We start from the raw sequence: 24,890 nt of genomic DNA on the forward strand, positions 1-24,890 counted from the left end.
GCCTACCTCCTCCCAAGCGAGAAAACTATAGTAAATAGTATCATATCAAAAAGGGAGATTACAACTAATTGCATTTACCTTTTGATATGTTATTTTATCTTACTTATTTTTTAAAAAAGATGATACATTAACTAAATTATTTTTGATTTATTATTCTCCACCGTAAACATGCGGCTTTAACACACCTATATATGGAAGGTTTCGATATTTTTCCTGATAATCTAATCCATATCCAACCACGAATTCATTTGGTACTTCAAATCCAACAATATCCGCTTTAATATCTACGGTTCGGCCTTCTGGTTTATCAAGTAATGTAACAATTTTTATCGATTTTGCCTTACGATATTTAAATAAATCGACTAAGTAACTCAATGTTAGTCCACTATCAATAATATCTTCAATAATTAGCAAGTCTCTTCCTTCAACTTTTGTATTTAAATCTTTTTCAATTTTAACTTCTCCTGATGAACGCATCTCACCGCCATAACTAGACACATCCATGAAATCCATTTCTAAATACGTATCCATACAACGAAGGATATCAGACATGAATGGTAAAGCCCCTTTTAGTACCCCAATCGCTAATGGAAAACGATCTTGATATTCCTCAGCTAATTGTTGGCCTAAATCTTTACATTTTTCCTCGATTTCTTGTTGCGAAACCAATACTTTTTCGATATCGTTATGCATTCCGATCCTCCTAGAAATATTCTGTCGCTTTATATTCCAATTGAATATGTTGCTTCACTTGTTTTTGGTTTGGAATCATCCCTTTAGTTAAACCTATTATCCATAATACGTGCCCTTCTTGGTCAACGACTAGTGGCCACTGATCCCTTTCTTGTAGGGGGATCTTTTTATCAATAAAGATATCTTTTACCTTTTTACTCCCGCCTAATCCCTTCACATAAATTCGATCGCCTGATTTTCGATAACGAACGATTAATGGGAGGTGATTCTCTACATTACCTGCTGCTAACATTAATGTATTCTTCCCTTGAACATCAGAAATATTATTTTGTTTGATCTTTGCTTGTAATTTCTCGCCTGAGGGTAAAATTATTTGTCCTGGAACAGGTAATGAAGCGGAAAAAAACGGTATATCACCTTGATTAAACTGAAATGAAATCATTTCATAAGATTTATGTAGTTTTAAACCATTTGGTAAATCCACCGTAGCATTTGCTCGATCACTATGTAAAAGGTTAAAAAATTGTTGCTCATGTTCGTAAAATAACCCAGAAGGAATAGTATTGTATAGATAATTTAATATTAGATGAAACATTCGTCTTTGTAAAGCAAACGGATACTTTTTCAACAGATTTATTGAAATACATACAAACGATTGATTCATTGGTAAATCTAGTACACTCTCTAAAGCCTCTTTTGCTTGTTCTTCTAGGTATTCATTATCTGCATGAACCGATTCACTTAGTTTTTGTATCGATTGATGAAGGCTAGGGTTCTGGTCCTTCAGTAATGGTAATAAATGTTTACGAAAATAATTTCGCGTATACACATCTTGGTCGTTAGATGGATCTCTCCTTGGAGTAATATGGTTAGCTAAACAATAAGACTCGATTATCTCTTTATTAATCGCTAAAAATGGTCGCACTAAATAGCCTGTAGCAAATGTACGTTTGACCGGAATACCTTTTAATGCGCTTGGATTCGCACTTCGCGTCATCCGCATAAACATCGTCTCAATTTGATCGTCTCCATGATGGCCTAGCACTAAATAGTCTGCTTGATATTGTTTCATTTTTTCTTCAAAAAAAGTATACCTTAACTTTCTTGCTGCTTCTTGTGTACCTAAACGTTTTTCTTTTTTTAATTTTGGTACATCAACTTTAGCCCCTTCAAATGTAATATGATAAGTAGAGCAAAAATTACCTACATATTGTACATCATTTTCTGCTTCTTCTCCTCGCAAACAATGATTAATAGATATAGCGATAATTGTCCAACTCCAACGCTCCTTCTGTTCATTCAAATAATGAAGTAAAGCCATTGAATCTGGTCCGCCAGACACGCCAACCATTAATGTAGCGCCTTTATGAAATAATTGATGCTGTTTTACAAATTGATTTACTTTCTGTTCTAACATTTGAAACTCATCTTCTTTCAAAGCTTAATAAACAAGTATATCCTATCATGTTTCTTACAACTTGAACACCACTATCATCCATTGATATAAATATAAACAAAGTATCTTTGAGTGGATGATTACATAAAAAAATGATAAATAATAAAAAATAAAGTAGACACAAATCCAATTGCTGATGTTTCTATCAATGGGAAGGTTGTTTCTGTATGAGTCAATTTATTTTTTGTTATAGCTTGTGTCCTTTGCGTTGGTACCCGCTTTTTTGTCAATAATTGATTTAATTCGTTTAACATTTGAGAGCTAGAACGATAGTAACCCTTCATCGCCCGCTCCAAACAAACCTGATAAGGCTGAAGTACATGCGCTTGTTTTATTTTATTTCTTAATGTTTGCTCTGGATTAGTTCCTCGTTCAAATTGCTTCGGATAAGCATAATGCAAAGCCAACATAACTACAGCAAATAAATCATAACTTGGCTCAGCCCTTCTCGTACCAAGTTGCCAGTACCCTCGATCATAAAACTCCGTATATTCTTTAATGGAACGACCAATTTGTGTCGTACCACCTACATCAATCCACCGTATTCTTGGCGGAGTATCTGTTACTAGAATATTATCTAACTTTAGATCACCAAACACCCACCCATGCTGATGTAGCCGTTCTAAATCTGATAACAACTGTAATAAGAATACCCCAAACCAATCCTTACCTCTTTTCTTCAAAAATTCGGGAACCGGTTTTCCTTCCACATACTCCATTACATAGAATGACAGACGCATGCCACTTGATGGCAAGAAGTCATCAACATCAAATAAAGAAGGTCCAAGTAATTTACCTTGGACCTTGGACAGTTGTTTTAACACATTTACTTCAGTGGTAATGGAAGCACTTTTTTCGCTTATTTTTAGCGCAACTTTTTTGCCATCACTTCGCTTACATAAATAAACAGATCCAATCGCCCCTTTCCCTAATAGAGACACGACCGTGTATGGTTGTTTATGCCAATGCCCCCGTATTACTGAACCAGGAAAAAAGCTAGTTGCCTGCTTGCTCAATCGTTGATTCATCTTCTCTTTTCATACTCCTTATTAATTTTGATTTTCCGAACTGATACATCACCTCTTTTAAAGCCGGACCTGTTGGTGTTATACCACCACTTGTAAGCTTTGGGAAAACAGAAGATATCGTATCTAATTTGTCTGACCAGTCAATGACTTTCTGGACAACCTTTCTTTTACCAGGAAACGTATAAATAGAAAACCGATTCTTGCCAATACGTGCATTCATACTAACAGATAAATCAATTAAAGCTTCTTTTACTGTTGGAATTTTGTTTTGCATACTTGCACTTGTATCCACTAAAACAAGTACTTCAACGTTGCACGTTTCACCAAGATCTTCAACAACCTCCATTACCTCACCGCGTTGTTCTGGCGGTAGAGATTCCACGGTCTGATTCGGGCCTAAAATCTGCTTTAACTCTTGATTCACTACTCCTTGTAAAGTTTGTGTCATCGCTTGTTTTGTTACTGTTTGAACGGTTTGTGATAAGGCCTTTTGATAGACAATTTGACTTACGCCTTCACCGGCTTGGGCTATTTCCTCTACTTCCTCTAGCCCTGGAGGATTTTCGTGTTGATCATCTTCCAGTACCCCAATCACATTGACAGTAATCCCTTGTTGCGCCACCAAGCTTGCAATCATCGCTGGATCTTCTCCTTGATTTGAACAACCATCGGTTATTAATAATATTTGTTTCAGTGTTCCTTTTCTCATTTTCTTTTACTCCTCCTAAGCCTTTGTCAATAACGCCATTTCTTACCAACATTCTCGACAAAACCATAGAAGTTTATACTGTTCAACGTATAAAAGATTAGTTTGCGTGACTCTGATAGAACGGTATCGTAGCCCACTTTGGTTGGAATTTTGAAACCTTTGAGACAACTATTGTCATGTCATCTACAATTGCACCTTCCGTTGCCCTAATCACTTCCTCTAGTAAAATATCAGCAATATCCTGTGGGTTATCTGTTTCTAATTCTTTTAATTTTCGCTTAAACCACACATCCATGTTTTCAATATGTTTTGGACCATCAAAAATACCATCACTTGCCATAATCAAAATATCTCCATCTTTTAATTGATCATGTACAACTTCTACATCTACATCTTGAATAATCCCTATTGGTAAATTACTTGCCTGAACCTTACGAATTTGACTACCTTGCTTTACAAAACTTGGAGTAGAGCCAATTTTCAAGAATTGCACACCTGCATGATGTAAATCAATCACCGCTAAATCCAATGTTGAAAAAATCTCATCGTTTGTACGAAGTGAAAGAATAGAGTTAATGGATTTAATAGCCACATGTTCATCAATACCTGATTGCAAAATTTGTTGTAATAATCGCAATGTTTCTGTGCTCTCTTCATGAGCACGTGTACCATTTCCCATCCCATCGCTTATTGCAAGGGCATACTTGCCAGAGCTTAGTTCCATTGTCGAATAACTATCTCCAGAAATAAAACCACCACCCATTGCAGCATGCGCTACTCCTACATTAACGACGTATCTTTTAGCAGAAGTAAAATAAAGGTGACAATATCCATTTGGTAACGGAGAAACTTCCTCTGTTTTTACAACGATCGTTTCTTGTAAAATATCAGAGAGAAGTGGTGCAATGATCTTTTGTCCTTCGCCATGATATTGAAAAACAGATAAGTCCATTTCAATATCGATGTTTCCCTTTTTCAGGCTATAAATATCCAGTTTTAAGATTTCAAAACCCATTTGCTTTAAAGCGGCAATGATCTCCATTTCTTGCTTTTCATGATTTTCTCTTTCTTTGACTATCTCTTTTGCAAAATCACCCATCACTTCCGATACACCTAATAACTGATCGGCAACAAAGCGGCGACTTTCACCAACTTGTTTTTTTAACTTTTGATTTGCCTCATAATAGGATAATTCTTCTTTCATCACTTCATAAATTTTCTTTGATTTCACGCAATGATTGGAAAACTTAGTATGTAATAATTTATTAGGAGCTTGATTACATTCTAAGTCTTCCTTTACTTCATTCATTAGGTCATATGTTTTATCAAAATGCTGTGCCCAACACCACTCTTTTTTAAAACAATTTTGACAAGTACGTTCTGTGACATTACTTAAAAAATAATCGAGTTCTTTCTCCTCTTGTACACGTGTCTCTTGTTCCTGCGTTTTCTGTATTTCAAAACTTTTAGACAAAGCTTGAAAGACGTCAGAGAATTGTTCCATTCGATTTGCCGTAGCATCCCTTACTTTCTGAACATAAAGCTGTTGTTCCTTTGCATGTTCACTAGTCCCTGGTATGTAGCGTGACATCACGCGGATCCAACGTACGGGTGTTAACAAGAATAAGCCAACAGCAAAACTGGTTTCTAAAAGGGACGATGTTAGAACAATCGATCCTCCTCCATAAATTCCGAGCAAAACCGTACCAATAAAAAGACCCAAGCTAACCCCTATCTTCTCCCATTCCTTTAACAATCCACCTAAAAGCCCCCCAAAAGCAAGTAGACTCATCTGATAAACGCTTCCAACACTTGCTAAACTTAAAATTAAGCCTGCTACTACTCCAACAGTAGAGCCAATTGCTGCACCACCAATAAAAGAAAGCCAAAGCACAAGGTATCTTGAAGCAATCTGTTCCACATCAGCTCCTAGTATTTCCCACCCGATCATTCCAGTTAATAAAGACCCTAGGAGAATAATTAAAGAAATAACCTCTTCATGTTTTAAAGCTGGATTATATCTTTTTGGTGATAATAGTGGAACACTTTGCATAAATATTAATACAAGAACCGCACTCAGCGTTGCTTCTGTTGCCGCCAAGACCCATTGGAATACGTTTAATTCCTCAAACAACGCATAAGATGTCAACCTTGGTAATAAACTTGAAAAGAAAACAATAATAGGGACGATCTTATGTTGACCTTTAAATGATTTAAAAATTGCTGCAAAGAGGATAAATGTTAGTGTCGCCGTTGCAATATAGAAACTATGTTGTCCAGTAATTGTCAAACTACTGGCTACCATGATCAGCATGATTGGTCGTACTTTCTCTCTACGCAAAAGCCAAATTGAAGCAAGAAAAGCAAGTACAAATGGTGATAATAATTGCAAAACAACTGCTCGTCCTAATAAAAAGGCGATAACATATAAAAAACCCCCTTGTTCTACCATGAGTTTTCGTATATTATCCTTCCATTGTTCTTTTCGCTTTTTTGTTTTTTCCCCATAACCACCCATCACTTTTGGTCCTGATAACGTTTCCAACATACCTTCACTCCCTGTATAGTATGTTGACTATTAAACCACAGATGAATGAATTTTTTTGTCAAAACATCCCACCAATCGTATCAAAATATTCGACGATTTTCTGCTACATTATTTTATTTTCAGCAGGAAGTCATAGAAATTGTTTATTTCCTTATAATTTAATTAACTACTTTTCATTTAACTATTGACAGTAGATTTATGCTGTTGTAATATATCACTTGTGACTTTTAAAACTACTTTTGGCGGTGTAGCTCAGCTGGCGAGAGCGTACGGTTCATACCCGTAAGGTCGGGGGTTCGATCCCCTCCGCCGCTACCATTTTACAAACCTTTTTATTATAAATATATTTTTAATTAGTTTAACTATACTGTTTTATATACATAGTTATTTACACTTTTCTTAGTACATATAATAAGTTCCAAATTGACGTAATAATACAAGCGTTGTTGTTAAGGCAAGCATTGTGACAATCGCCAATGTATCTTTTCTTTTCCAAGCTAATTTACGAAAACTTGATCTTGGCTTTGATGATTGATAGCCTCTTACTTCCATTACATCTGCCATATCCTCTGCTCGCTTCAATGAACTAACAAAAAGGGGCATAATAATTGGTACTAATTTTTTCATTTGTTCAACTAATGAACCTTCACCAAATGTTGTACCTCGCGCTCTTTGTGCATCCATTACTTTTTGAGTTTCATCTAATAAATTGGGGATAAACCTCAATGCAATAGTAAGCATCAGTGAAATATCATCTACCGGCACCTTAAATAGTCGCAATGGTGAAAGTAATGCATTAATCCCATCTGTAAGATCAATCGGCTTTGTGGTTAGAGTAACTACTGTTGAAATGAAAATAATCATAACAAATCGACAAAATATAAATACACCATTTATCAAACCATATTGTGATATAGTGATGGGTCCCCAATCAACGTAAACAGTTCCACCTGCGGTGAATAATATTTGTAGAGATACGGTAAATAAGATTAACCATATTAATGGCCTTACACCTCGAATATACATTTTCAATGAAATACCAGATAATCGCATAACAAACAAAGTAAATAATATAAGTAATAAATACCCTTGCCAGTTAATTGCAACAAAAAGAATCGCAATAAAGCCAATAGCAGCTACTAATTTTGCTCTTGGATCTAGCTTGTGTAGCCAAGAGTCTCCAGGGAAATATCTCCCCAAAATTAATTTATTCATGCTAGTCCCACCTCAATCAAAGCAGCTACTAAATCATCTATTGTAAGACAAACCTTTGGTAGTTTTACATTAGCTTCCTCTTCTAATCGTAACTGAAGTCGTCGTGCTTCAGGTAAATCAAGAGACCATGCATGTAGCTGTACCACATCATTAAAAAACGTATGGACTGGCTTGTATGTAACCACTTTACCTTTTTCCATTACGACGACATCATCAGCATAGCGAGCAACATCATCCATATCATGTGTTACTAAAATCGTCGTAATACCTTTTGATTCATGAAGATATTTTATTAAAGTTAATATTTCCTCTTTGCCTTGCGGGTCCAAACCAGCGCCAGGTTCATCTAGAACTAGTACATCAGGATTCATCACTAATACACCAGCAATAGCAACACGTCTTTGTTGACCACCAGATAAAGAAAAGGGAGAAGCAGATAAAACAGCCTCTTCCAACCCCACATTTAAGATAGCATCCTTTGCTGATTTTTTCGCTTCCTCTTTAGACACACCAAAGTTCATCGGACCAAAACATATATCTTGTTCTACTGTCTCAGCAAACAACTGTGACTCTGGAAATTGAAACACCATTCCCACAGACTGTCTTACATGTTTTAAAACTACTTTTGACTGTAACTCCGGTGTAATTGTTTGATCCCCTACTTGAATTTTCCCTTCTTTAGGAAGCAGCAAGCCATTTACTGTTTTTAACAAACTTGACTTGCCTGCACCTGTATGCCCGACAATTGCTGTAAAAGACTTACTTGGCAAACATAAATTTACATGATGTAAAATGTTTCTACTTCGAATAGGACCAATTTGATAATCTGCTGTTACCCCTTTAAAGTTCACTTGCATAACCATCTCACCATTTCATCTTCTGTCATGTATGTTTGTGGCACATTACTTCCGCTCTCCGCTAATTTCCGTCGTAACTGTTCAGGAAATGGAGCAGCTAACTGTTGATTTGTCTTAAATACCGCTTCAGGTGTACTATCTTGAATGATCGTACCATCATCCATAACTAGTATACGATCTGCAATTGCCGCTTCATTCATATCATGTGTAACAGAAATAATCGTAATATTTCTCTTTTCTCTTAGTTGTTTTAATGTAGATAACAATTGGTTACGACTTTTCGGATCAAGCATAACGAAAGCTTCATCAAGGATGATTACATTAGGCTTGAATGCAAGAATTCCAGCTATCGCAACCCTTTGCTTCTGACCACCAGATAAGCGCGATGGATCTTGATCCCAATACATATCCATTTCAACTAACTGTAATGCCTCTTCAACAATTTGTTTCATCTCATTATAAGGTGTATTATTGTTTTCTAATCCAAACGCTACGTCATCTTGCACAGTTGTACCAATAAATTGATTTTCTGGATTTTGAAAAACCAATCCTATTTTTTTACGTATATCCCACTTTGTTTCTTCATTTAATTGTATTCCATCAATGGTGATAGTCCCATTCTCTGGTTCTAACAAACCAACAAGTAAACGGGCTAATGTTGATTTACCAGAACCATTATCTCCTACAACAGCTATCCATTCCCCTTGCTTTACAGAAAAGGAGATAGCAGACAATATTTGTTTCTTCTTACGCAAATCATAACGAAACGTAAGATTATCAACTTCTATAATTGTCTTATCAGCTACCAATGGCTCTCCATCTCCTTTATAATTAGCCTTCCTCTGTCATGCTTAGTTATTAGCAAAGTGAAAGAAAGCATTAAATTTTATTTTAGTAAAACCATACAGTTAACGCCAGCATCGCAGCAAGTGATCCATTGACTAATACTAAGTTTTTAACCGCTACACTAAACGTCTCAGATTTTACTTGTTTCTTATTAAATTTACGTACATGCTTGTATACAGGATAACTTACCAATAACACAATCAATAACATAGGTGGTAACAATTGTAGTAGAACAGCTGTAATAATAGCAATAAATGAGAAAGCGTATAACCCATTAAATAACCAAATCGCATATTTTTTCCCTATATAATAAGGTAAGGTAAAACGTTTGTTTCGAATATCCTCTTCAAGATCACAAATATTATTAGCAAGCATCAAATTAGCAATGGTAAACACACAAGGTATACTTATTAAAACAATTTCAAACATTAACAATATATCAGCTTCTAAACGAATCATTCTACCTTGCCATAGTAACTGAACAATCCCCTGATCGAATGCATTCACATAAATAGCCAGAAACAGTATGCCAAAACCCATTGTTACTCCAGAAAAAATCTCCCCTAAAGGCATTCTAGAGAAGGGAATGGGACCAAAAGTATAAAATATTCCTATTCCAAAACAAACCATACCAACTAATAATACAAATAAATCCGTACGAAAAACTAACCAGATTCCAAGCACTGTAGCAAAAGTTAATAAGCCAAGTATGGTACTAATAACAGTTAATTCGGAAATGTTTTTTTGACCAATAATATTACTGTTTTTTCGGTACGATTCCGTCGATGCTTTTCGATAGTCCATATAATTATTGATTGCAGTCGTAGTTAAATCAAAACTTAACATAGAAAGAAAAAAGATAGCCGTATTCAGTGGGTGAAATGTATCATAACGATAATACACAAACAAACACCCAATTAAAAACGGAAATACACTTGCAATTTTTGTTTGTATTTCAACTAACTTTAGGAATGTAGAAATAGACATTGTATCCCCCCTTACTGAATATCCTCTCGATTTCCTAATTTAAATGCTTCATTTGTTAATTCAAATTCATTATCTAATCCAGAAGTAATAAAAATTTGTCGATCTTTATCAACAAATATTGCTTCTACTCCTTCTTGTTTTTCAATATAAGACAAACCTTCTTTTAAACCTTTTGAAAAAATCAGCGTTGATAAGGCGTCCCCATCCATCGATTTTTCACTAATAATCGTAACACCTGCAATTTTGTTCTTATAGGGATAGCCATCAATTGGGTTTAAAATGTGATGATACCTCTCTCCATCCACCTCTAAATATCGCTCATAAATACCAGATGTAACAATAGACTGATTACTAGCATGTAATTTACCAACTATTTTCCCACGCTCAGTAAACGGATCTTGGATACCAACTGTCCATTCGCTTCCTTTGGGGTTGTTACCTTTAACATAGATATTTCCACCTAAATCAATAATTGCAGTCGTAACATTATTGTCATCTAATAGTTCTGTTACTTGATCAGCAATAAACCCTTTTGCTATCGCACCTAAATCTATCTGCATTCCTTTCTCTTTTAAAAATACCGTTTGTTCCGCTTCATTTAAAACCACTTTTTGATAATTAATCAATGGCAGTACAGTATCAATCTCTTCTTGTGTAGGTTTTTTTGCATCTTCATAACCGATATGCCACAAAGAGGTTAATGGACCAATCGTAATATCAAAAGAACCCTCAGCTTGTTCACTGTAGTTTTTTCCTGCTTGAATCAATGAGAAAATGGCGTCTGAAACTTCTACAGGTGAATCACCAGCAGCATCATTTATTTGGTCAATTTGAGAATGAGTTTCTTCCACTCCAATCTGGCGAGCTAGTTTTTCCATCTCACTAAAAGCAGCATCTACTACATCTTCTTTTCCTTCATCATAAATTTTTAATGTTACGATAGTACCCATCATAAATTCGGTTCTTTTATAAGGGGAATCCATCACATTTGGCTCTTTAGCATTACAACCTGTTACAATTAACATAAATACCGCAATAATCAACAAATATTTCTTTTTCAACGTTGTCAAAACCTTTCTAACATGAAATAATAATAGATATACTTATTTAAACCTTGGAACTTCGACCCTCAATGTGAACTCGTTCACATTTTTCCGACTTAAGTATAGCACTTCCCTAATTATAGTGTCTATATATCAAAACTTACACCAACTCTACCATAGCATGGCTGAAAGTTTATTGTATAGGTATTTTATACAATATGTGAAAACTTATTGAACTTTTTAGTTTAAAATTTTTATTAATAAGTTGTGAACTTTTTAGAGTTATTTATATATAATCTTTAAAAACTCTAGACATAAGGGGAAACTAGCGGTACAATTATAGTCGGTTGTTCAAAGTTTCACAACGATGGAATTATTGATTTTTATTTTATAAGGAGTGAATAGATATTATGGCAAACAAGAACATTGTCATTATCGGTGCTGGATATGCCGGTGTACATGCTGCGAAAAAGCTAGCAAAAAAGTACAAAAAAGATGACTCGGTTACGATTACATTGATTGATCGCCATTCCTATCACACGATGATGACTGAATTGCATGAAGTTGCAGCTCATCGAGTAGAGCCGGAAGCAATTCAATTTGATTTACGTCGTTTATTTAATCGTACGAAAGTAAATTTAGTAACTGACAACGTTACACATGTTGATCATGACACGAAAAAGGTTACAACAGAACATGGTGAATATGCCTATGATTACCTTATCCTAGGTATGGGTGGAGAACCAAATGACTTTGGTACACCTGGTGTAGGTGAACATGCATTTACACTATGGTCTTGGGAAGATGCAGTCAAGCTTCGCGAACACATCGAAAAAACAGTAGCAAAAGCTGCAACTATTCATGATGAAGCAACACGTCGTGCGATGTTAACATTTACTGTTTGTGGTTCTGGTTTCACAGGAATCGAAATGGTGGGTGAATTAATTGAATGGAAAGAACGCTTAGCGAAAGATAACAAATTGGATGCAGATGAAATATCACTTTATGTTGTAGAAGCTGCACCAACCATCTTAAATATGTTAGAAAGAAAAGATGCTGACAAAGCAGAAGCATATTTAAACAAAAAAGGTGTTAAAATACTAAAAGATTCACCGATTGTAGAAGTAAAAGCCGAAGAAATTGTATTGAAATCCGGTGAAACACTACCTACTTACACATTAATTTGGACAGCTGGTGTAAAGGCAAATTCTGATACCAAAGACTATGGTATGGAAACAGCAAGAGCAGGACGCCTTAAAGTAAACCAATATATGGAATCCGAGCAATATGATAACGTATATGTTATTGGCGACCTAGCTTATTATGAAGAGGAACCTGGTAAACCAACACCACAAATTGTTGAAGCGGCTGAACAAACAGGTACTACCGCTGCTAAAAACATCATTTCTGAAATTAGTGGTGGAGAAAAAACAACTTATGAAGGTAAATATCACGGAACAATGGTATCAATTGGTGCTAGATATGGTGTAGCTAACCTAATGGGAGTTTCCTTAAGCGGTTGGTTTGCTAACTTTATGAAGCACATGGTTAACCTTTACTATTTCATGGGTATTGCAAGTGGCTATTATATGGTTCAATATATTCGTCATGAATTTTTCGAAACAAAGGATAAACGTAACATCTTCCGTGATTTCTTAACTCGTTATGGTAATGTATTGTGGAGTTTACCATTGCGTATTTTTGTAGCTGGTTTCTGGTTATTAGAAGCAGGGACGAAGATTTGGGGTAAAGAAACCTTTGAAAATGCTATTTCTAGTTGGTCTACTGTTCCTAATCTTTTTAAAGGCTTAGGAGAAGGATCTTGGTTAGTTGGAGATACCGTACGTCTACCATTTGAATGGTTGCAAACTACGACTAGTGGAGCAAGTGAATCTGCAGCTTCAACAGAATGGGCAACGCCAATTTTAAGTAAAATGCCAGGTATTTTTGAATGGTTTATGAAAATTGTCCTTCCAACACCTGAAATGGCAATCTTCATGCAAAAATTCATGGTATTCGTTGAATTAGCTATTGGATTAGCTATTTTAGCTGGTCTATTCACTTGGTTAGCAAACGCAGCAAGTGCAGGCTTCCTTGTTATGTTTACTTTATCTGCTATGCTTGGTTGGGATAAAGTTTGGGCGTTACCAGCATCTATTGCATTAATGAATGGATCTGGACGTACATTTGGCCTTGATTATTGGGTTATTCCTTTCTTACAACAAAAACTTGGCCACTGGTGGTATGGAAAAGAACGTTCGATTTATCAAGATAAAAAATAACTAGCTGTAAAGAAGGCGATTGGCTCATATTTACTTGAGCCATTCGCTATCTTCTTTATTATGTGTATTTGATAAACATTAAAGGGGAATAAGAAAATTAGCTAGTAATATAATGATAATTTTTCTTCTTGCCCTTTGCTGTTTTTTAAACCGACACAATTGGAGTGGTCTCATCTATGACAAAAAATCAACGACTTGTTTATATTGCCTTGTTAGCGGCACAAGCCGTTATTATTAGTTTATTAGAGCGTGCCATTCCTTTCCCTTTTGCTGTTGCCCCTGGTGCGAAACTTGGTTTAGCAAATATGATTACATGTATGGCATTATATACACTTCCCGTAAAAGACGCCTTTAAAGTGGTGAGTATTCGATTAGTATTAGCCACGCTTTTAGGTGGAACCATATCTACCTTTATGTATAGTGCTGCCGGTGCGTTACTTAGTTTTTTCGGTATGTTGTTTGTTAAACATATTGGAAAGAAACATGTTAGTCTTATAGGTGTAAGTACAACTGGTGCTGTATTGCATAATGTTGGTCAACTTATTGTAGCAAGCTGGATCGCACAAACATGGACAGTCATGCTATATTTACCGGTATTATCGTTTATTGGAATCTTATCTGGTATTGCTATTGGTATTGCTGCCAACTATTTATTAACTCATGTAGAGAAATTGCATTACTACATGGATTTACGTGATTTAAGACAGCAATGACAACATAACAACTTTTGAAGAAAGAGGTTATCATAATGCGTGTACATCCAATGTGGGATAGCTACCCAGAATTAAAAACAGATTTAGAGAATGTATTAAAGTTAATTAATAAGAATATTCGTATTCGTGATAAAAACGTCAATACGATCATTAAAGATATGATTTTTGCAGGTGGCAAACTGCTGCGTCCAACCTATTCGCTTCTATGCTCACATATTGGTTCAGAACAAGATAAGGAACGAGCCGTGGCCGTAGCAGCAGCATTGGAGACACTGCATATGGCGACACTCGTGCATGATGACGTGATTGATGAAGCATCAACTAGGCATGGACGACAAACACTGCAATCAACACATGGCAATCAATTCGCTATTTATGCTGGTGACTACTTATTCTCTGTATGTTTTACCATTTTATCTCGTCATGCAACATCACTAGCACATTTGGAGTTTAACTCCCGAAGTATGGAAAAAGTGTTGAGTGGTGAATTAGATCAATTAAATGCCCGATTTCATCCGCCTAATAGTGTAAAGGGCTATTTATCTAGAATATCCGGAAAAACAGCTCAATTATTTGCAGTTAGTTGTTATTCAGGAGCGATAGAGAGCAAAGCAACAAGGAGACAAACGATGAATGCCTGGAATATGGGGCATTATATTGGAATGGCATTTCAAATTATGGATGATATACTCGATTATCAAGGAGAGGCAAGCGAAGTCGGTAAACCTGTTATGGCTGATGTAAAGCAAGGAATTTATACCTTACCACTAATTTATGCCATGCAAAAAAAATCCGACGAGCTTAACCCTATTTTAAAGAAAAAAGAAGCATTAGATATGGAAGACATGCAATACATCTCAACAATCATACAACAGGAACAAGGAATAGAAAAAGCAAAAATGTTAGCAGAGCGATACACAAATAAAGCAATAAAAGAATTAAATAAATTACCTAATGGCAATTATAAAAATCATCTATATACAATAACAATGAACTTATTAAATAGGAACAAGTAAAAAATCGGGCAATAGCCCGATTTTTCTATTTATATCTTATGAATTACTTGGGGAGCTATCATCGCTTTGCTTGATTGGTGTAAACTCAAAACTTGGTTCTTCGTTACCCATATCTACTTTTAAATTAAATTCATTAATAAACCATTGATCTTGTTTAGTAAAATAAAACGTGATTTCATCCACTGTCTTAAAAGGACCCATTTCACCATCTTTACCGACAGATACACCTAAAAAATAACTAGGATGTGCAGTAGGTATACCGCCATATAATTTAACAAAAAAATGAACATAGTCACCTGAAGATAGACCCATTTCATCTATATACCATTGTGCCGCTTCTTCTGTAACAGTAAATGCCATGTTTATTCACCTCCGGATATGCAAGCATAGTATCTATCACCATTTTCCACTTTCTAGACAATTATTGCAACAAAGGTTAAGAAAAAAAAATAAGCTATCTTCATAAGATAGCTTATTTTTACTATTTATTCTTCTACAGTTGTATCGCCAGTTACTTCACCAACAATATTAGCAGTATCTTGGTATTCTTGACTTGCGAAAATAAGATTTCCATCAATTTTTGCATTTTCTCCAAGTTGGAAACCATTTGTTTCTACATATACATCACCTGCTAAAATACCAGCAGCAAAGTTTAAGTTTTCACTTTGAACAGTCATTTTTGGTGTAGTAATAGTAAAGGAATCTGTGATGTTACGGTCTTCATCTTGTGTATAAGGTGCTATTTTACGATAAATATCTTTTTCTTCATTACCTTTATCATGGAATTCACCAGCTACAACTAATTCGTCTTCAAGTGTAATGTCATTAAGTGTAGCAATAATCCAAGTACCATCTTCTGATACTGCTTCAACAAAGGCATCTGCCTCACTAACAATCGATGCTGTTGTTACTGCATCTGTTTCCTCTTCATCTGCACCATCTGTTTCCTCTGTTGTTGTATCATCATTTGTTGCATCATCTGCATTATCATCTGTTCCACATGCTGCAAGTAATGATACAGAAAGGATCATTGCTAAAAATAATTTAAACTTCATGGTTTTTGCCCCCTATAGATTAATCACTTTTGTTTTATATGTTCATTTTAACATACTTAGTAGACTTTTATAACACTTATGTGTGTATGTTTTGTGAAAATATATACAATTTTTGAATTTCCACATTTTTAAAATTCCCTAACACCCAGACATTATTCAATCATTCTTAGTTTATTTTCTCCATATTTGTCAATTTTAAAATACAGAAAAAAGCCACTATTTATATAGTGGCTCACTGTATATGGTTTATTAAATAATTTATAATTACAAAAGCCTTCTCGTTTTTTCATCATAAAATATGACGTATTCCCTCTAGCATCTCACTTATTTGGTTTCATTAGACAGCAAGTTAGCCTTTTTTAGCACCTCGACCTCCACGCTTAGATTCGGTATGCTTACGCAATGTTGCTAACCGATCTTCAGAATCCTTTAAGAAACGATTCATTTTCGATTCAAATGACTCCGTGCGTTCACGATTATTTTTAGGACTGTTGTTCTTACGGCGTCCTTGACCATGATTTGGCTTATCTTTTGCTTTCTTAATAGATAATCCGATCTTACCATCTTTCTCAACATTAATTACCTTAACAGTTACTTCATCACCAACAGTTAAATGTTCATTAATGTCTTTTACATAATTATCAGCAACCTCACTAATGTGTACAAGCCCTGTTGTACCTTCTTTTAATTCAACAAATGCACCAAAATTAGTGATTCCGGTTACCTTTCCTTGTAACTTGCTGCCTACTTCGATTGACATAAAAAAAATGCTCCTCCTTAAGAATTAAAAAAAGATATACTACAATTACATTATATATAAGCAATGAAAACTATGTCAATAAGATGGGGCCTCTTCGGGCAGTTTAAACACAATTTCACCCTCTTTGGTAAAAAAGTAGTTCGTTTTTGCTATTTGTAGCACATATTCTTCATCTTTTAATAGCTTCACTTTTTCAGTAAGATCTTTCTCCTCTTGTTGAAGTACTTTATACTCTTCTTGTAAAGTTTGATACTCCTCATTTTTCTTAGCATATAGTGAACGCTGATTCATATGATACGTAATAATACTACCAAATGTAATACAAACGACGATAGCAAAAAGTGTGAGACGACGGTGTAACCTTTTTTTCTTTTTTCGTTGTCTTTCTACATGTGCATCATACTTCTTCATATAAGAAGAATTTATTCGTGATACATTTTGTTGCTTTTGTCTCCTCACTACCCACTACCTCCTTTATGCCATATAGCTTTCCATCTTTTAGTTATATTATTCTCCATTTTACTATAAAATCCTGCCAAATAAACTAAGTATTTTTGCGCATTTTCAGGCATAAGTCGGTATATAAGTTTTCCTATTATTCGAATTGGAAAAAAAATAAATTTAACCAATATTTTCATGGATGTAAAAGCTATTCCAACCATAAATAAACCAACAGCTAGTAGTAAGTGAATCACAACTACAATGGGGCGGATAATAACCAGTCTGATTATTCCCAACGTTATTTGAAAGCATCTCTTTATTATAGTAATGATATACTCTAATAAACGCTGATACACGGAAGCAAATAAACTCTTATATGCTGCAATACCACAAAAAACAGATAAAAAAATATATAATCGAATCTCCCCTTGGTTAACTAAAAACAAAAGGTAAAATAAAACCAATGTTTGTAATAACCAAAAACAGATTTCCATACTATAAGAAAGTATGCGATGGTGTTTCCAATAGGAGTCAAATCGTCGAAATGTATCAAGGGCGCAACCTAAATAAACCCCACCTGCAATCATAACCATTATCGTACTAAACTGTGTCGTTAAACTCATTTAAACAGCTTACTAAAGAGACCTTTAGTTTTATCCCCTTGCTGTTCATCCATATATGATAGTTCATATACTTTCCCTTTAATCGCTACGTTACCCTGTTCAACATCTAAATTTTTAATTTGTAAATTCTCTCCTCGAATCATCATGTACCCCATCACTGTTTGTAACAGAAATTCTTCATTATCAAAGCTATCTACTTCCTTCACACCGCTGATTTCGATAACACGACGATTATTCACACGAACAAAGTGTTCCATTTGTACATTGGATGATGAATAGTTCCTTTGACCTTGTACCATTAGAAATCCCTCCCTTATCATTTAAACTATATGATTGGAGGGACAAGTTTAGAACAATAGAAACTATTGTACATGTTCTTCTTTTACAATTGTATACAATGACGTTGCTTCCTCTTTCTTTACTCCCTCTTTAAGTGTTTCTACCAAGATTGTAAGTCTCTTCTGGCCGAACTGTATGGTTAATTCATCACCTACAGATACGTTAGTAGATGCCTTTGCTTGATTGCCATTAATAATAATTCTGCCTTGATCAGCTACTTCTTTAGCTAATGTACGTCTCTTTATTAGTCGGGAAATTTTTAAAAATTTATCCAAGCGCATGATAGATATGTTCTCCTTTTTATAAATTTTTTGTTTTCGCCTCATTCCATAACTTATCTAATTCTTCAAGCGAATAATCTTCTATTAATCGTTCATTTCTCGCCACTTTCTCCTCTATAAATTGAAAGCGCCGAATGAATTTTTGGTTTGTTTGTTCCAATGCAAGGTTAGCATTAACATTATAATATCTTGCTATATTAACAATAGCAAATAGAATATCTCCAAATTCTTTTTCTATTTCGATATTATTTGATTTTTTAATTGCTTCTTTACATTCATTTATCTCTTCAAAAATTTTTTTCCATATTGGTTCAGGGGTTGACCAATCAAAACCAACAGTTGCAGCTTCTTTTTGTAATGCTTCCGCCTTTACTAACGGAGATGCCGATTTAGGGACACGATTAAGCAAAGATGTACATGTACTTTCCATTTTTTCACTTACTTTTATTTCTTGCCAATTCTGCAATACATCTGCTTCCCCTGCCACCTTCACGTTACCAAACACATGCGGATGTCTCCGAATCATTTTATGGGTAATGCTTTCTATTACATCATCAATCGTGAAATAGCCCATGTCTTCCCCAATCTGACTATGTAACATAACTTGTAATAATACATCACCAAGTTCCTCGATAATTGCATCATCATTTTCTTCATTTATGGCGTCTATTAATTCATATGCTTCTTCTATTAAGTAGTTGCGTAACGATTGATTCGTTTGTTTGTTATCCCAAGGACATCCAGAAGGGCTTCTAAGTGTAGCAATAACATCACGAAGTCTAAAAAATTGATGATTCAAAATTTCTGCTTTAGCTGGAGTAATATAAACACTTGTTAAATTACTAAGCTTCACCCCTTGATCTAATTCAACTAACTCAATTGTTTGAATCTTTTCCTGTTTACTCCCAACTGCTTCAATAACAGTCACAGGATGCTGTGGTGGAAGATCTTCTAACAATACTAGTTTAACCTCCGAAGCAATAAAACTATCATACACTTGACAGAAGATCGTATGATTTCGATAATCAATTTGACTGCGTGAAAAATCGGTTGCGTCCAAAAATTGAAACCCGTCAATTGGATCAATTTGAAGTGCTGTAAATAAAGGATCTAGATAGCTTTGTCCACCAGTGATGCTTACTTCTACTTCTGAACTTTCTATTAGTAATTGAACTGTTTTTTCTGCTAGCATTGGATGGCCGGGTACTGCGTATATAAAAGATCCTAGAATTCTTGCTTTTTCCGTTAGTGTATTCGCAATCGTTTGATATACTTGTTCAAACGTATCATGTTGCTCATAGGTATCATCAAATGAATGGAATGAAACACCTTCCTCCTGTAAAGTTCGGATGACTGGGTGGTCGAATGTACGAACATAAATTGGTTGCTTAGAATTCTTTAACTTCCGATAAACACCCAATGATAATTGCTCTATATCACCTGCTCCTAATCCAATTATCTCAATATTCCCTTTCATATTTATCCTCCTTCATTAGGTATCCTACTATATTTTGAAATGGTAATACTTCTAATTCACCCTTTGTAAATGCGCGCAGTCTAATAAGTAAGAAAAAGTAAATGCCAGCTCCTACTAAAACAACTAATAATAGATATACTGCATAAACAACTCTAGATTGTATCAACATAATGGGAAAAACAAACTTATTTAGTAACAATAAGACAAGTGTCATGCCACCCAATGAACAAAGGAAACGAAACCAGGGTAATCGAATAATCTGTTTGTTTAAGATGACTTTTAGTTGGTAGAGATTACACAATAAAACGATACAGGCACTAATCGTCGTTGCTAAAGCAGCTCCGGTAATTCCAAACCGCGGAACAAATAATACATTTAGTATACATTTACATCCAATCCCAAGTAATACGAATCCTGCAGTTCGGTACATATAACCGAGACCTTGCAAAATAGAAGCAGTAGTAATACTAAGCGCTGCAAAAATAATCGTAAGGGATAAAAGTTGTAAGCTTTTTGTACCATTATTGGATAAAAACAATAATTGATTAACATGTGGAAAAAGTGTAATTAATCCTATTGTGGCGCCTGCTGATAAATAAAGACTAAACTTCCATGCACTTCTTATATACGAAAGAAATAGCTTCTTTCGTTTATTTAATCTATTTGTTGTGATGGTAGGAATAAATGCAAGTGCTAAAGATGAACCAACCACAATACCTAGTTGGACTAAAGGCTGACCACGATCAAAAATACCTTTCCATATTTTTGCATCGGATAAAGTAAAACCGTTATGTATTAATCCAGATACTAAAGTGAAAGCATCAACAAATTGTAATAAAAGCAATAACATATGATTGATTGTAATCACTAATCCAAAGCCTAAAACCGAGCGTACAGCTTCATTCCATGTCACACTTGCTTGCTCACTCGCATGAAAAAATACCTGCTTTTTTTTTAAAAAAACATATAAAACAATACTAGCACCTAATGTGCCAACAGTGGATGCGATAGCACCACCTATTCCAATGTAATATAAAGATTGATTCTGATAAACCACATACAAGGAAACGCCAATGATTATACATACTCGTAATAGTTGTTCTGTGATTTGTGAAAACGCCGTTGGTTTCATATTATTTAATCCCTGAAACAAACCACGATAGCTAGAAACAAAAGGGATAGTCAAAAAAACCAATGCTACCATACGCACCGATGGAATCAGAGCAGGATCCCCCATCATAGCTGCAATGTACGGAGCAAATCCAACAATAAGCAATACAAAGGTTACAGAAAAAAAAGTGGTGATCGAAAAAATACGATAAAAGTCAGAAGAGAATAAGCCGTTATCCTTCTTTTCTGCAATTATTTTTGAAATCGCTGTCGGAAAACCATATAGTGCAAGCATCATTGCCATACCTAAGAAAGGATAGATTTGCTGATAGATATAAAAACCAGTATCACCCGTAATGTTTTGTAAAGGGATCCGATATCCTGCACTTAATACTTTACTAATAATACCTGCCAGTGTTAATACGAACGCTCCTTGAAAAAATTGTTTATTGGACTTTTCTTGTGTCATACCATGCGCCTTTCTACGTTAACATCAATAGATTTCATTATATCATAGGCTATTAAGCTTTAGACACTACTTAACTTTAGCAGGTAAAACAAATACATATAACCTAACAGCAAAGAAATTTGAGGATAAAAAGAGCATGTATTATGCTCTCATTAGTGTTGGGATATCAGATCAGGAAGATTAGACAGGATGAAGACAACTGCGCATGTTAACCTAAGTATGAAGAACATTTTTTAACATAAACTAATTAGTATGCAATTCAGATTTAAAATAATCTACATGCTCTCTTTGCTTATTTAAAATTTCATGTACAAGGTCTAAACTTTTTTCATCCAGTTTATCTCGAACTAACTTTTCTGTCATCTTGACACCATAAAGATTCTCTCCTTTTATAGCATGTTTCAAAATTTCCTTTTCATCAGCTGAATGATCAGCCATTTCGCTAATAGAAAGCTGTATCTTACCAATTACTCCTTCACTAGTTTCTGGCGTCCCATGTAGTTGTTGTATACGCTCTGAAAGTAAATCGGCGTGCTGTTTTAAGTCCTTTTGGATTGTAATAAATCTAGTACGAAGGGCTGAATTATCATCTAATTTTTTAATAAAGTTTTCAAAAGCATGTATACCCATATATTGACCTTGAAGTAGTTTGTTTAGAGTTTTTATAACCTGTTCATTGTTCATTTTATATCCGTCCTTTCAGATTAAATTTTCCCCCATGATAAATGGTATTATTCTAAAAGAGATTAAAAAGTTATAAGTAAAGTTATTATAAATAAACAAAAACCTTTCTGCTTAAAACAGAAAGGTTTTTTAACATGATACTTATTTAATTTCTATAAAATCACCTTGATTTTCACTTATTTTCCCTGTTTTCACTTCAATGGATTGACCTTCTTGAAGATTTGTGAAAATAACTGGTGTAACAGTAGATTGTGCATTATTTGCAATATAATCTAAATCTACTTCCATTAATAAATCGCCTTGTTTTATTTCTTGTCCCTCTTCTACCTTTTGAGTAAATCCTTCACCTTTTAATTGAACTGTATCGATACCAATATGAATCAGTAATTCTAATCCATTCTCAGCTTGAATACCAATGGCATGTTTTGTAGGGAAGATATTAAGCACCTTACCCGTTACTGGTGCAACTACTTTTCCTGATGATGGATTTACAGCAAATCCATCTCCCATCATTTTCTGTGAGAATACTTGATCGGGAACATCAGAAATAGATAATATTTCACCATCCATCGGACTAGTTACATCCACTTTACCCGTTACTGACGGAAGATCACATGCTTGTTCTGTTACTTCATCTTTTGTAGCTTCTTTTTTACGTGGGGTTTTCCCATCAATAATGTCTTGCATTTGGCCGCGAATCGTATCGGATACAGGACCAAAAATTGCTTGAATATTGTTACCAACTTCCATTACCCCGGAAGCACCTAATTTCTTCAAACGTTTCTTATCTACTTTGTTTTTATCATCTACACTGACACGAAGTCGTGTAATACAAGCATCTAGATGAGTAATGTTTTCTTGACCACCCATAGCAGATAAGATCTCATATGGTCGGTCATCTACTTCACCATCACTATCTAAATCTCCTTCTGCTTCATCTTCACGCCCAGGAGTGGCTAAGTTAAATTTAAGAATAGCCCAACGGAAACCGAAGTAATAGATTACTGCAAATACCAGACCGACAACGATGACCCACCACCAGTCGGTACGGTTTGGCATAATACCAAACAAGATATAGTCAATTAAACCTCCAGAAAAAGTCATACCAATTTTCACATCGAGTAAATACATCGTCATAAATGACAACCCGGCGAAAACTGCATGAATACCAAACAATACTGGAGCTACAAATAAGAATGAAAATTCAAGTGGTTCTGTAATACCAGTTAAGAATGTAGTTAGTGCTGCGGATGCCATTAAACCACCAACCACTTTTTTACGTTCTGGTTTTGCCGTATGGTAAATCGCAAGTGCAGCTGCTGGAAGACCAAACATCATAAATGGGAATTTACCAGTCATGAAGTTACCAGCAGTAAATGGTACACCATCTTTCAATTGTTCAAAGAAGATCGTTTGGTCACCACGGATAATCTCACCAGCGGCATTTGTATAGTTACCAAATTCAAACCAGAAAGGCGAATAAAAAATATGATGAAGCCCAAACGGAATTAATGAACGCTCAATTACACCAAATACAAAAGTAGAAATTGTACGATTTGTTTCTAACATAAAGTGAGATAATGTATTTAAGCCTTCTTGTACAAATGGCCACAAGAAATACATAAGAATCCCTAAAAGTAAAGATGAAAATGCAGTAATAATAGGAACAAAACGTTTCCCCGCAAAGAATCCTAAAAACTGTGGTAATTCAATATTAAAGAATTTTTTATACAGATAGGATGCAAGAACACCAACAATTATACCACCAAACACACCCGTTTGAAGTGTATTTATTCCTAAAACGGATGCATAAGCCGGGTCATTTGCAGCCATATCGGCAGTGACATTTCCAAAAACACCCATTGTCACATTCATAATTAAGTACCCTATAATAGCCGCTAAACCAGCAACACCATCTCCACCAGCTAGACCAATTGCAACACCTACAGCAAATAAAAGAGGTAGGTTATCAAAAACAATTCCTCCAGCTTCAGACATTACTTCTAGTACTTTTAAGACTGCTGGATTCCCAAACCAAGGGAATTTATCAATCCATGAATCTTGAGCAAAGCTTGTACCAAATGCAAGTAAAATACCTGCAGCAGGTAATAAGGCAACAGGAAGCATTAATGCTTTCCCTATTTTTTGTAATGTGCCAAAAATATTTGATCTAGACATTACGTTCTCCTCCTTTTTATTCGTTATACAGAAATTAGTTTGTGTTAAAATTGAAAAATAATGAATGACAATAGCGTTTT

Annotated in this window: 24 protein-coding genes and 1 tRNA gene; 4 read left to right on the forward strand and 21 right to left on the reverse strand. The window is 35.0% G+C overall.

Annotated features, from left to right (window positions below):
* Positions 1-150: 150 nt before the first annotated feature.
* The 5 genes from hpt to spoIIE form a co-directional block, all read right to left on the reverse strand.
* Positions 151-693 (reverse strand): hypoxanthine phosphoribosyltransferase, encoded by a 543-nt coding sequence (gene hpt / locus BN1058_RS08530; protein ID WP_090855649.1) that lies wholly within the window; start codon positions 691-693, stop codon positions 151-153.
* A 10-nt stretch (positions 694-703) separates the two neighbouring features.
* The gene (gene tilS, locus BN1058_RS08535; RefSeq protein WP_090855652.1) at positions 704-2,110 is read right to left on the reverse strand and encodes a tRNA lysidine(34) synthetase TilS; all 1,407 of its coding nucleotides are present in this window, start codon (positions 2,108-2,110) and stop codon (positions 704-706) included.
* Positions 2,111-2,229: 119 nt separating this feature from the next.
* Positions 2,230-3,177, reverse strand: coding sequence for a protein kinase domain-containing protein (locus BN1058_RS08540; RefSeq protein WP_090855655.1), 948 nt, complete (start codon positions 3,175-3,177; stop codon positions 2,230-2,232).
* Positions 3,146-3,886, reverse strand: coding sequence for a VWA domain-containing protein (locus tag BN1058_RS08545; RefSeq protein ID WP_090855658.1), 741 nt, complete (start codon positions 3,884-3,886; stop codon positions 3,146-3,148). The genes BN1058_RS08540 and BN1058_RS08545 overlap by 32 nt, the downstream gene beginning before the upstream one ends.
* A gap of 97 nt (positions 3,887-3,983) precedes the next feature.
* Complete coding sequence (gene spoIIE, locus BN1058_RS08550) at positions 3,984-6,434, reverse strand: stage II sporulation protein E (protein WP_090855661.1); 2,451 nt, start codon at positions 6,432-6,434, stop codon at positions 3,984-3,986.
* A 241-nt stretch (positions 6,435-6,675) separates the two neighbouring features.
* On the opposite strand from spoIIE, the gene BN1058_RS08555 reads away from it, so the two are divergent.
* Positions 6,676-6,752, forward strand: a tRNA-Met gene (locus tag BN1058_RS08555).
* An 81-nt stretch (positions 6,753-6,833) separates the two neighbouring features.
* Here the strand turns inward: BN1058_RS08555 and BN1058_RS08560 are convergent.
* The 5 genes from BN1058_RS08560 to BN1058_RS08580 all read right to left on the reverse strand — a co-directional run bounded on the left by BN1058_RS08560 (position 6,834) and on the right by BN1058_RS08580 (position 11,364).
* Positions 6,834-7,649: an energy-coupling factor transporter transmembrane component T family protein gene (locus tag BN1058_RS08560; protein WP_090855665.1), complete on the reverse strand. Its 816-nt coding sequence runs from the start codon at positions 7,647-7,649 to the stop codon at positions 6,834-6,836.
* Entirely contained in the window at positions 7,646-8,506 is an 861-nt protein-coding gene (locus BN1058_RS08565; protein ID WP_090855668.1) for an energy-coupling factor transporter ATPase, read from the reverse strand. Before BN1058_RS08565 ends, BN1058_RS08560 begins: the two co-directional genes overlap by 4 nt.
* Positions 8,497-9,315: an energy-coupling factor transporter ATPase gene (locus tag BN1058_RS08570; RefSeq protein ID WP_090855671.1), complete on the reverse strand. Its 819-nt coding sequence runs from the start codon at positions 9,313-9,315 to the stop codon at positions 8,497-8,499. The genes BN1058_RS08565 and BN1058_RS08570 overlap by 10 nt, the downstream gene beginning before the upstream one ends.
* Positions 9,316-9,397: 82 nt before the next feature.
* Positions 9,398-10,339 (reverse strand): 1,4-dihydroxy-2-naphthoate polyprenyltransferase, encoded by a 942-nt coding sequence (gene menA, locus BN1058_RS08575; protein ID WP_090855674.1) that lies wholly within the window; start codon positions 10,337-10,339, stop codon positions 9,398-9,400.
* 11 nt (positions 10,340-10,350) lie between these two features.
* Complete coding sequence (locus BN1058_RS08580) at positions 10,351-11,364, reverse strand: FAD:protein FMN transferase (protein WP_255307050.1); 1,014 nt, start codon at positions 11,362-11,364, stop codon at positions 10,351-10,353.
* Between the two features lie 428 nt (positions 11,365-11,792).
* On the opposite strand from BN1058_RS08580, the gene BN1058_RS08585 reads away from it, so the two are divergent.
* The 3 genes from BN1058_RS08585 (at position 11,793) to BN1058_RS08595 (ending at position 15,393) form a co-directional block, all read left to right on the forward strand.
* Complete coding sequence (locus BN1058_RS08585) at positions 11,793-13,664, forward strand: FAD-dependent oxidoreductase (protein WP_090855679.1); 1,872 nt, start codon at positions 11,793-11,795, stop codon at positions 13,662-13,664.
* Between the two features lie 176 nt (positions 13,665-13,840).
* Positions 13,841-14,377, forward strand: a complete 537-nt coding sequence (locus BN1058_RS08590) for a Gx transporter family protein (protein WP_090855682.1) — start codon at positions 13,841-13,843, stop codon at positions 14,375-14,377.
* A gap of 35 nt (positions 14,378-14,412) precedes the next feature.
* Positions 14,413-15,393: a polyprenyl synthetase family protein gene (locus BN1058_RS08595; RefSeq protein ID WP_090855685.1), complete on the forward strand. Its 981-nt coding sequence runs from the start codon at positions 14,413-14,415 to the stop codon at positions 15,391-15,393.
* 36 nt (positions 15,394-15,429) lie between these two features.
* Here BN1058_RS08595 and BN1058_RS08600 read toward each other — a convergent pair whose 3' ends face one another.
* From BN1058_RS08600 to ptsG, 11 genes are all read right to left on the reverse strand, one after another.
* On the reverse strand, positions 15,430-15,753 hold the full coding sequence (locus BN1058_RS08600; RefSeq protein WP_090855687.1) for a HesB/YadR/YfhF family protein: 324 nt from the start codon (positions 15,751-15,753) through the stop codon (positions 15,430-15,432).
* Positions 15,754-15,878: 125 nt separating this feature from the next.
* Positions 15,879-16,448, reverse strand: a complete 570-nt coding sequence (locus BN1058_RS08605) for a hypothetical protein (protein ID WP_090855689.1) — start codon at positions 16,446-16,448, stop codon at positions 15,879-15,881.
* A gap of 349 nt (positions 16,449-16,797) precedes the next feature.
* Positions 16,798-17,208: a S1 domain-containing RNA-binding protein gene (locus BN1058_RS08610; protein ID WP_090855691.1), complete on the reverse strand. Its 411-nt coding sequence runs from the start codon at positions 17,206-17,208 to the stop codon at positions 16,798-16,800.
* A gap of 75 nt (positions 17,209-17,283) precedes the next feature.
* Positions 17,284-17,667 (reverse strand): FtsB family cell division protein, encoded by a 384-nt coding sequence (locus BN1058_RS08615; RefSeq protein WP_255307027.1) that lies wholly within the window; start codon positions 17,665-17,667, stop codon positions 17,284-17,286.
* Positions 17,667-18,272 (reverse strand): spore cortex biosynthesis protein YabQ, encoded by a 606-nt coding sequence (gene yabQ / locus BN1058_RS08620; protein ID WP_090855694.1) that lies wholly within the window; start codon positions 18,270-18,272, stop codon positions 17,667-17,669. Before yabQ ends, BN1058_RS08615 begins: the two co-directional genes overlap by 1 nt.
* The gene (yabP, locus tag BN1058_RS08625; protein WP_090855697.1) at positions 18,269-18,571 is read right to left on the reverse strand and encodes a sporulation protein YabP; all 303 of its coding nucleotides are present in this window, start codon (positions 18,569-18,571) and stop codon (positions 18,269-18,271) included. The genes yabQ and yabP overlap by 4 nt, the downstream gene beginning before the upstream one ends.
* Before the next feature lie 63 nt (positions 18,572-18,634).
* Entirely contained in the window at positions 18,635-18,892 is a 258-nt protein-coding gene (locus tag BN1058_RS08630; RefSeq protein WP_090855700.1) for an RNA-binding S4 domain-containing protein, read from the reverse strand.
* A gap of 19 nt (positions 18,893-18,911) precedes the next feature.
* Positions 18,912-20,369, reverse strand: a complete 1,458-nt coding sequence (gene mazG / locus BN1058_RS08635) for a bifunctional methyltransferase/pyrophosphohydrolase YabN (protein WP_090855704.1) — start codon at positions 20,367-20,369, stop codon at positions 18,912-18,914.
* Positions 20,353-21,948, reverse strand: coding sequence for a putative polysaccharide biosynthesis protein (locus BN1058_RS08640; protein WP_090855707.1), 1,596 nt, complete (start codon positions 21,946-21,948; stop codon positions 20,353-20,355). Before BN1058_RS08640 ends, mazG begins: the two co-directional genes overlap by 17 nt.
* 243 nt (positions 21,949-22,191) lie before the next feature.
* Positions 22,192-22,632: a DUF2383 domain-containing protein gene (locus BN1058_RS08645; protein ID WP_090855709.1), complete on the reverse strand. Its 441-nt coding sequence runs from the start codon at positions 22,630-22,632 to the stop codon at positions 22,192-22,194.
* 141 nt (positions 22,633-22,773) lie between these two features.
* Positions 22,774-24,810, reverse strand: a complete 2,037-nt coding sequence (gene ptsG / locus BN1058_RS08650; RefSeq protein WP_090855712.1) for a glucose-specific PTS transporter subunit IIBC — start codon at positions 24,808-24,810, stop codon at positions 22,774-22,776.
* Positions 24,811-24,890: the final 80 nt, after the last annotated feature.

The organism is Paraliobacillus sp. PM-2, assembly GCF_001368815.1.
In the GTDB taxonomy this organism is placed as follows: Bacteria; Bacillota; Bacilli; order Bacillales; family Amphibacillaceae; genus Paraliobacillus.

Coding starts and splice junctions, on each gene's coding strand:
- hpt (WP_090855649.1), bottom strand. CDS start 693: ATGCATAACGATATCGAAAAAGTATTGGTTTCGCAACAAGAAATCGAG.
- tilS (WP_090855652.1), bottom strand. CDS start 2,110: ATGTTAGAACAGAAAGTAAATCAATTTGTAAAACAGCATCAATTATTT.
- BN1058_RS08540 (WP_090855655.1), bottom strand. CDS start 3,177: ATGAATCAACGATTGAGCAAGCAGGCAACTAGCTTTTTTCCTGGTTCA.
- BN1058_RS08545 (WP_090855658.1), bottom strand. CDS start 3,886: ATGAGAAAAGGAACACTGAAACAAATATTATTAATAACCGATGGTTGT.
- spoIIE (WP_090855661.1), bottom strand. CDS start 6,434: ATGTTGGAAACGTTATCAGGACCAAAAGTGATGGGTGGTTATGGGGAA.
- BN1058_RS08560 (WP_090855665.1), bottom strand. CDS start 7,649: ATGAATAAATTAATTTTGGGGAGATATTTCCCTGGAGACTCTTGGCTA.
- BN1058_RS08565 (WP_090855668.1), bottom strand. CDS start 8,506: ATGCAAGTGAACTTTAAAGGGGTAACAGCAGATTATCAAATTGGTCCT.
- menA (WP_090855674.1), bottom strand. CDS start 10,339: ATGTCTATTTCTACATTCCTAAAGTTAGTTGAAATACAAACAAAAATT.
- BN1058_RS08580 (WP_255307050.1), bottom strand. CDS start 11,364: ATGTTAATTGTAACAGGTTGTAATGCTAAAGAGCCAAATGTGATGGAT.
- BN1058_RS08585 (WP_090855679.1), top strand. CDS start 11,793: ATGGCAAACAAGAACATTGTCATTATCGGTGCTGGATATGCCGGTGTA.
- BN1058_RS08590 (WP_090855682.1), top strand. CDS start 13,841: ATGACAAAAAATCAACGACTTGTTTATATTGCCTTGTTAGCGGCACAA.
- BN1058_RS08595 (WP_090855685.1), top strand. CDS start 14,413: ATGCGTGTACATCCAATGTGGGATAGCTACCCAGAATTAAAAACAGAT.
- BN1058_RS08600 (WP_090855687.1), bottom strand. CDS start 15,753: ATGGCATTTACTGTTACAGAAGAAGCGGCACAATGGTATATAGATGAA.
- BN1058_RS08605 (WP_090855689.1), bottom strand. CDS start 16,448: ATGAAGTTTAAATTATTTTTAGCAATGATCCTTTCTGTATCATTACTT.
- BN1058_RS08610 (WP_090855691.1), bottom strand. CDS start 17,208: ATGTCAATCGAAGTAGGCAGCAAGTTACAAGGAAAGGTAACCGGAATC.
- yabQ (WP_090855694.1), bottom strand. CDS start 18,272: ATGAGTTTAACGACACAGTTTAGTACGATAATGGTTATGATTGCAGGT.
- yabP (WP_090855697.1), bottom strand. CDS start 18,571: ATGGTACAAGGTCAAAGGAACTATTCATCATCCAATGTACAAATGGAA.
- BN1058_RS08630 (WP_090855700.1), bottom strand. CDS start 18,892: ATGCGCTTGGATAAATTTTTAAAAATTTCCCGACTAATAAAGAGACGT.
- mazG (WP_090855704.1), bottom strand. CDS start 20,369: ATGAAAGGGAATATTGAGATAATTGGATTAGGAGCAGGTGATATAGAG.
- BN1058_RS08640 (WP_090855707.1), bottom strand. CDS start 21,948: ATGACACAAGAAAAGTCCAATAAACAATTTTTTCAAGGAGCGTTCGTA.
- BN1058_RS08645 (WP_090855709.1), bottom strand. CDS start 22,632: ATGAACAATGAACAGGTTATAAAAACTCTAAACAAACTACTTCAAGGT.
- ptsG (WP_090855712.1), bottom strand. CDS start 24,810: ATGTCTAGATCAAATATTTTTGGCACATTACAAAAAATAGGGAAAGCA.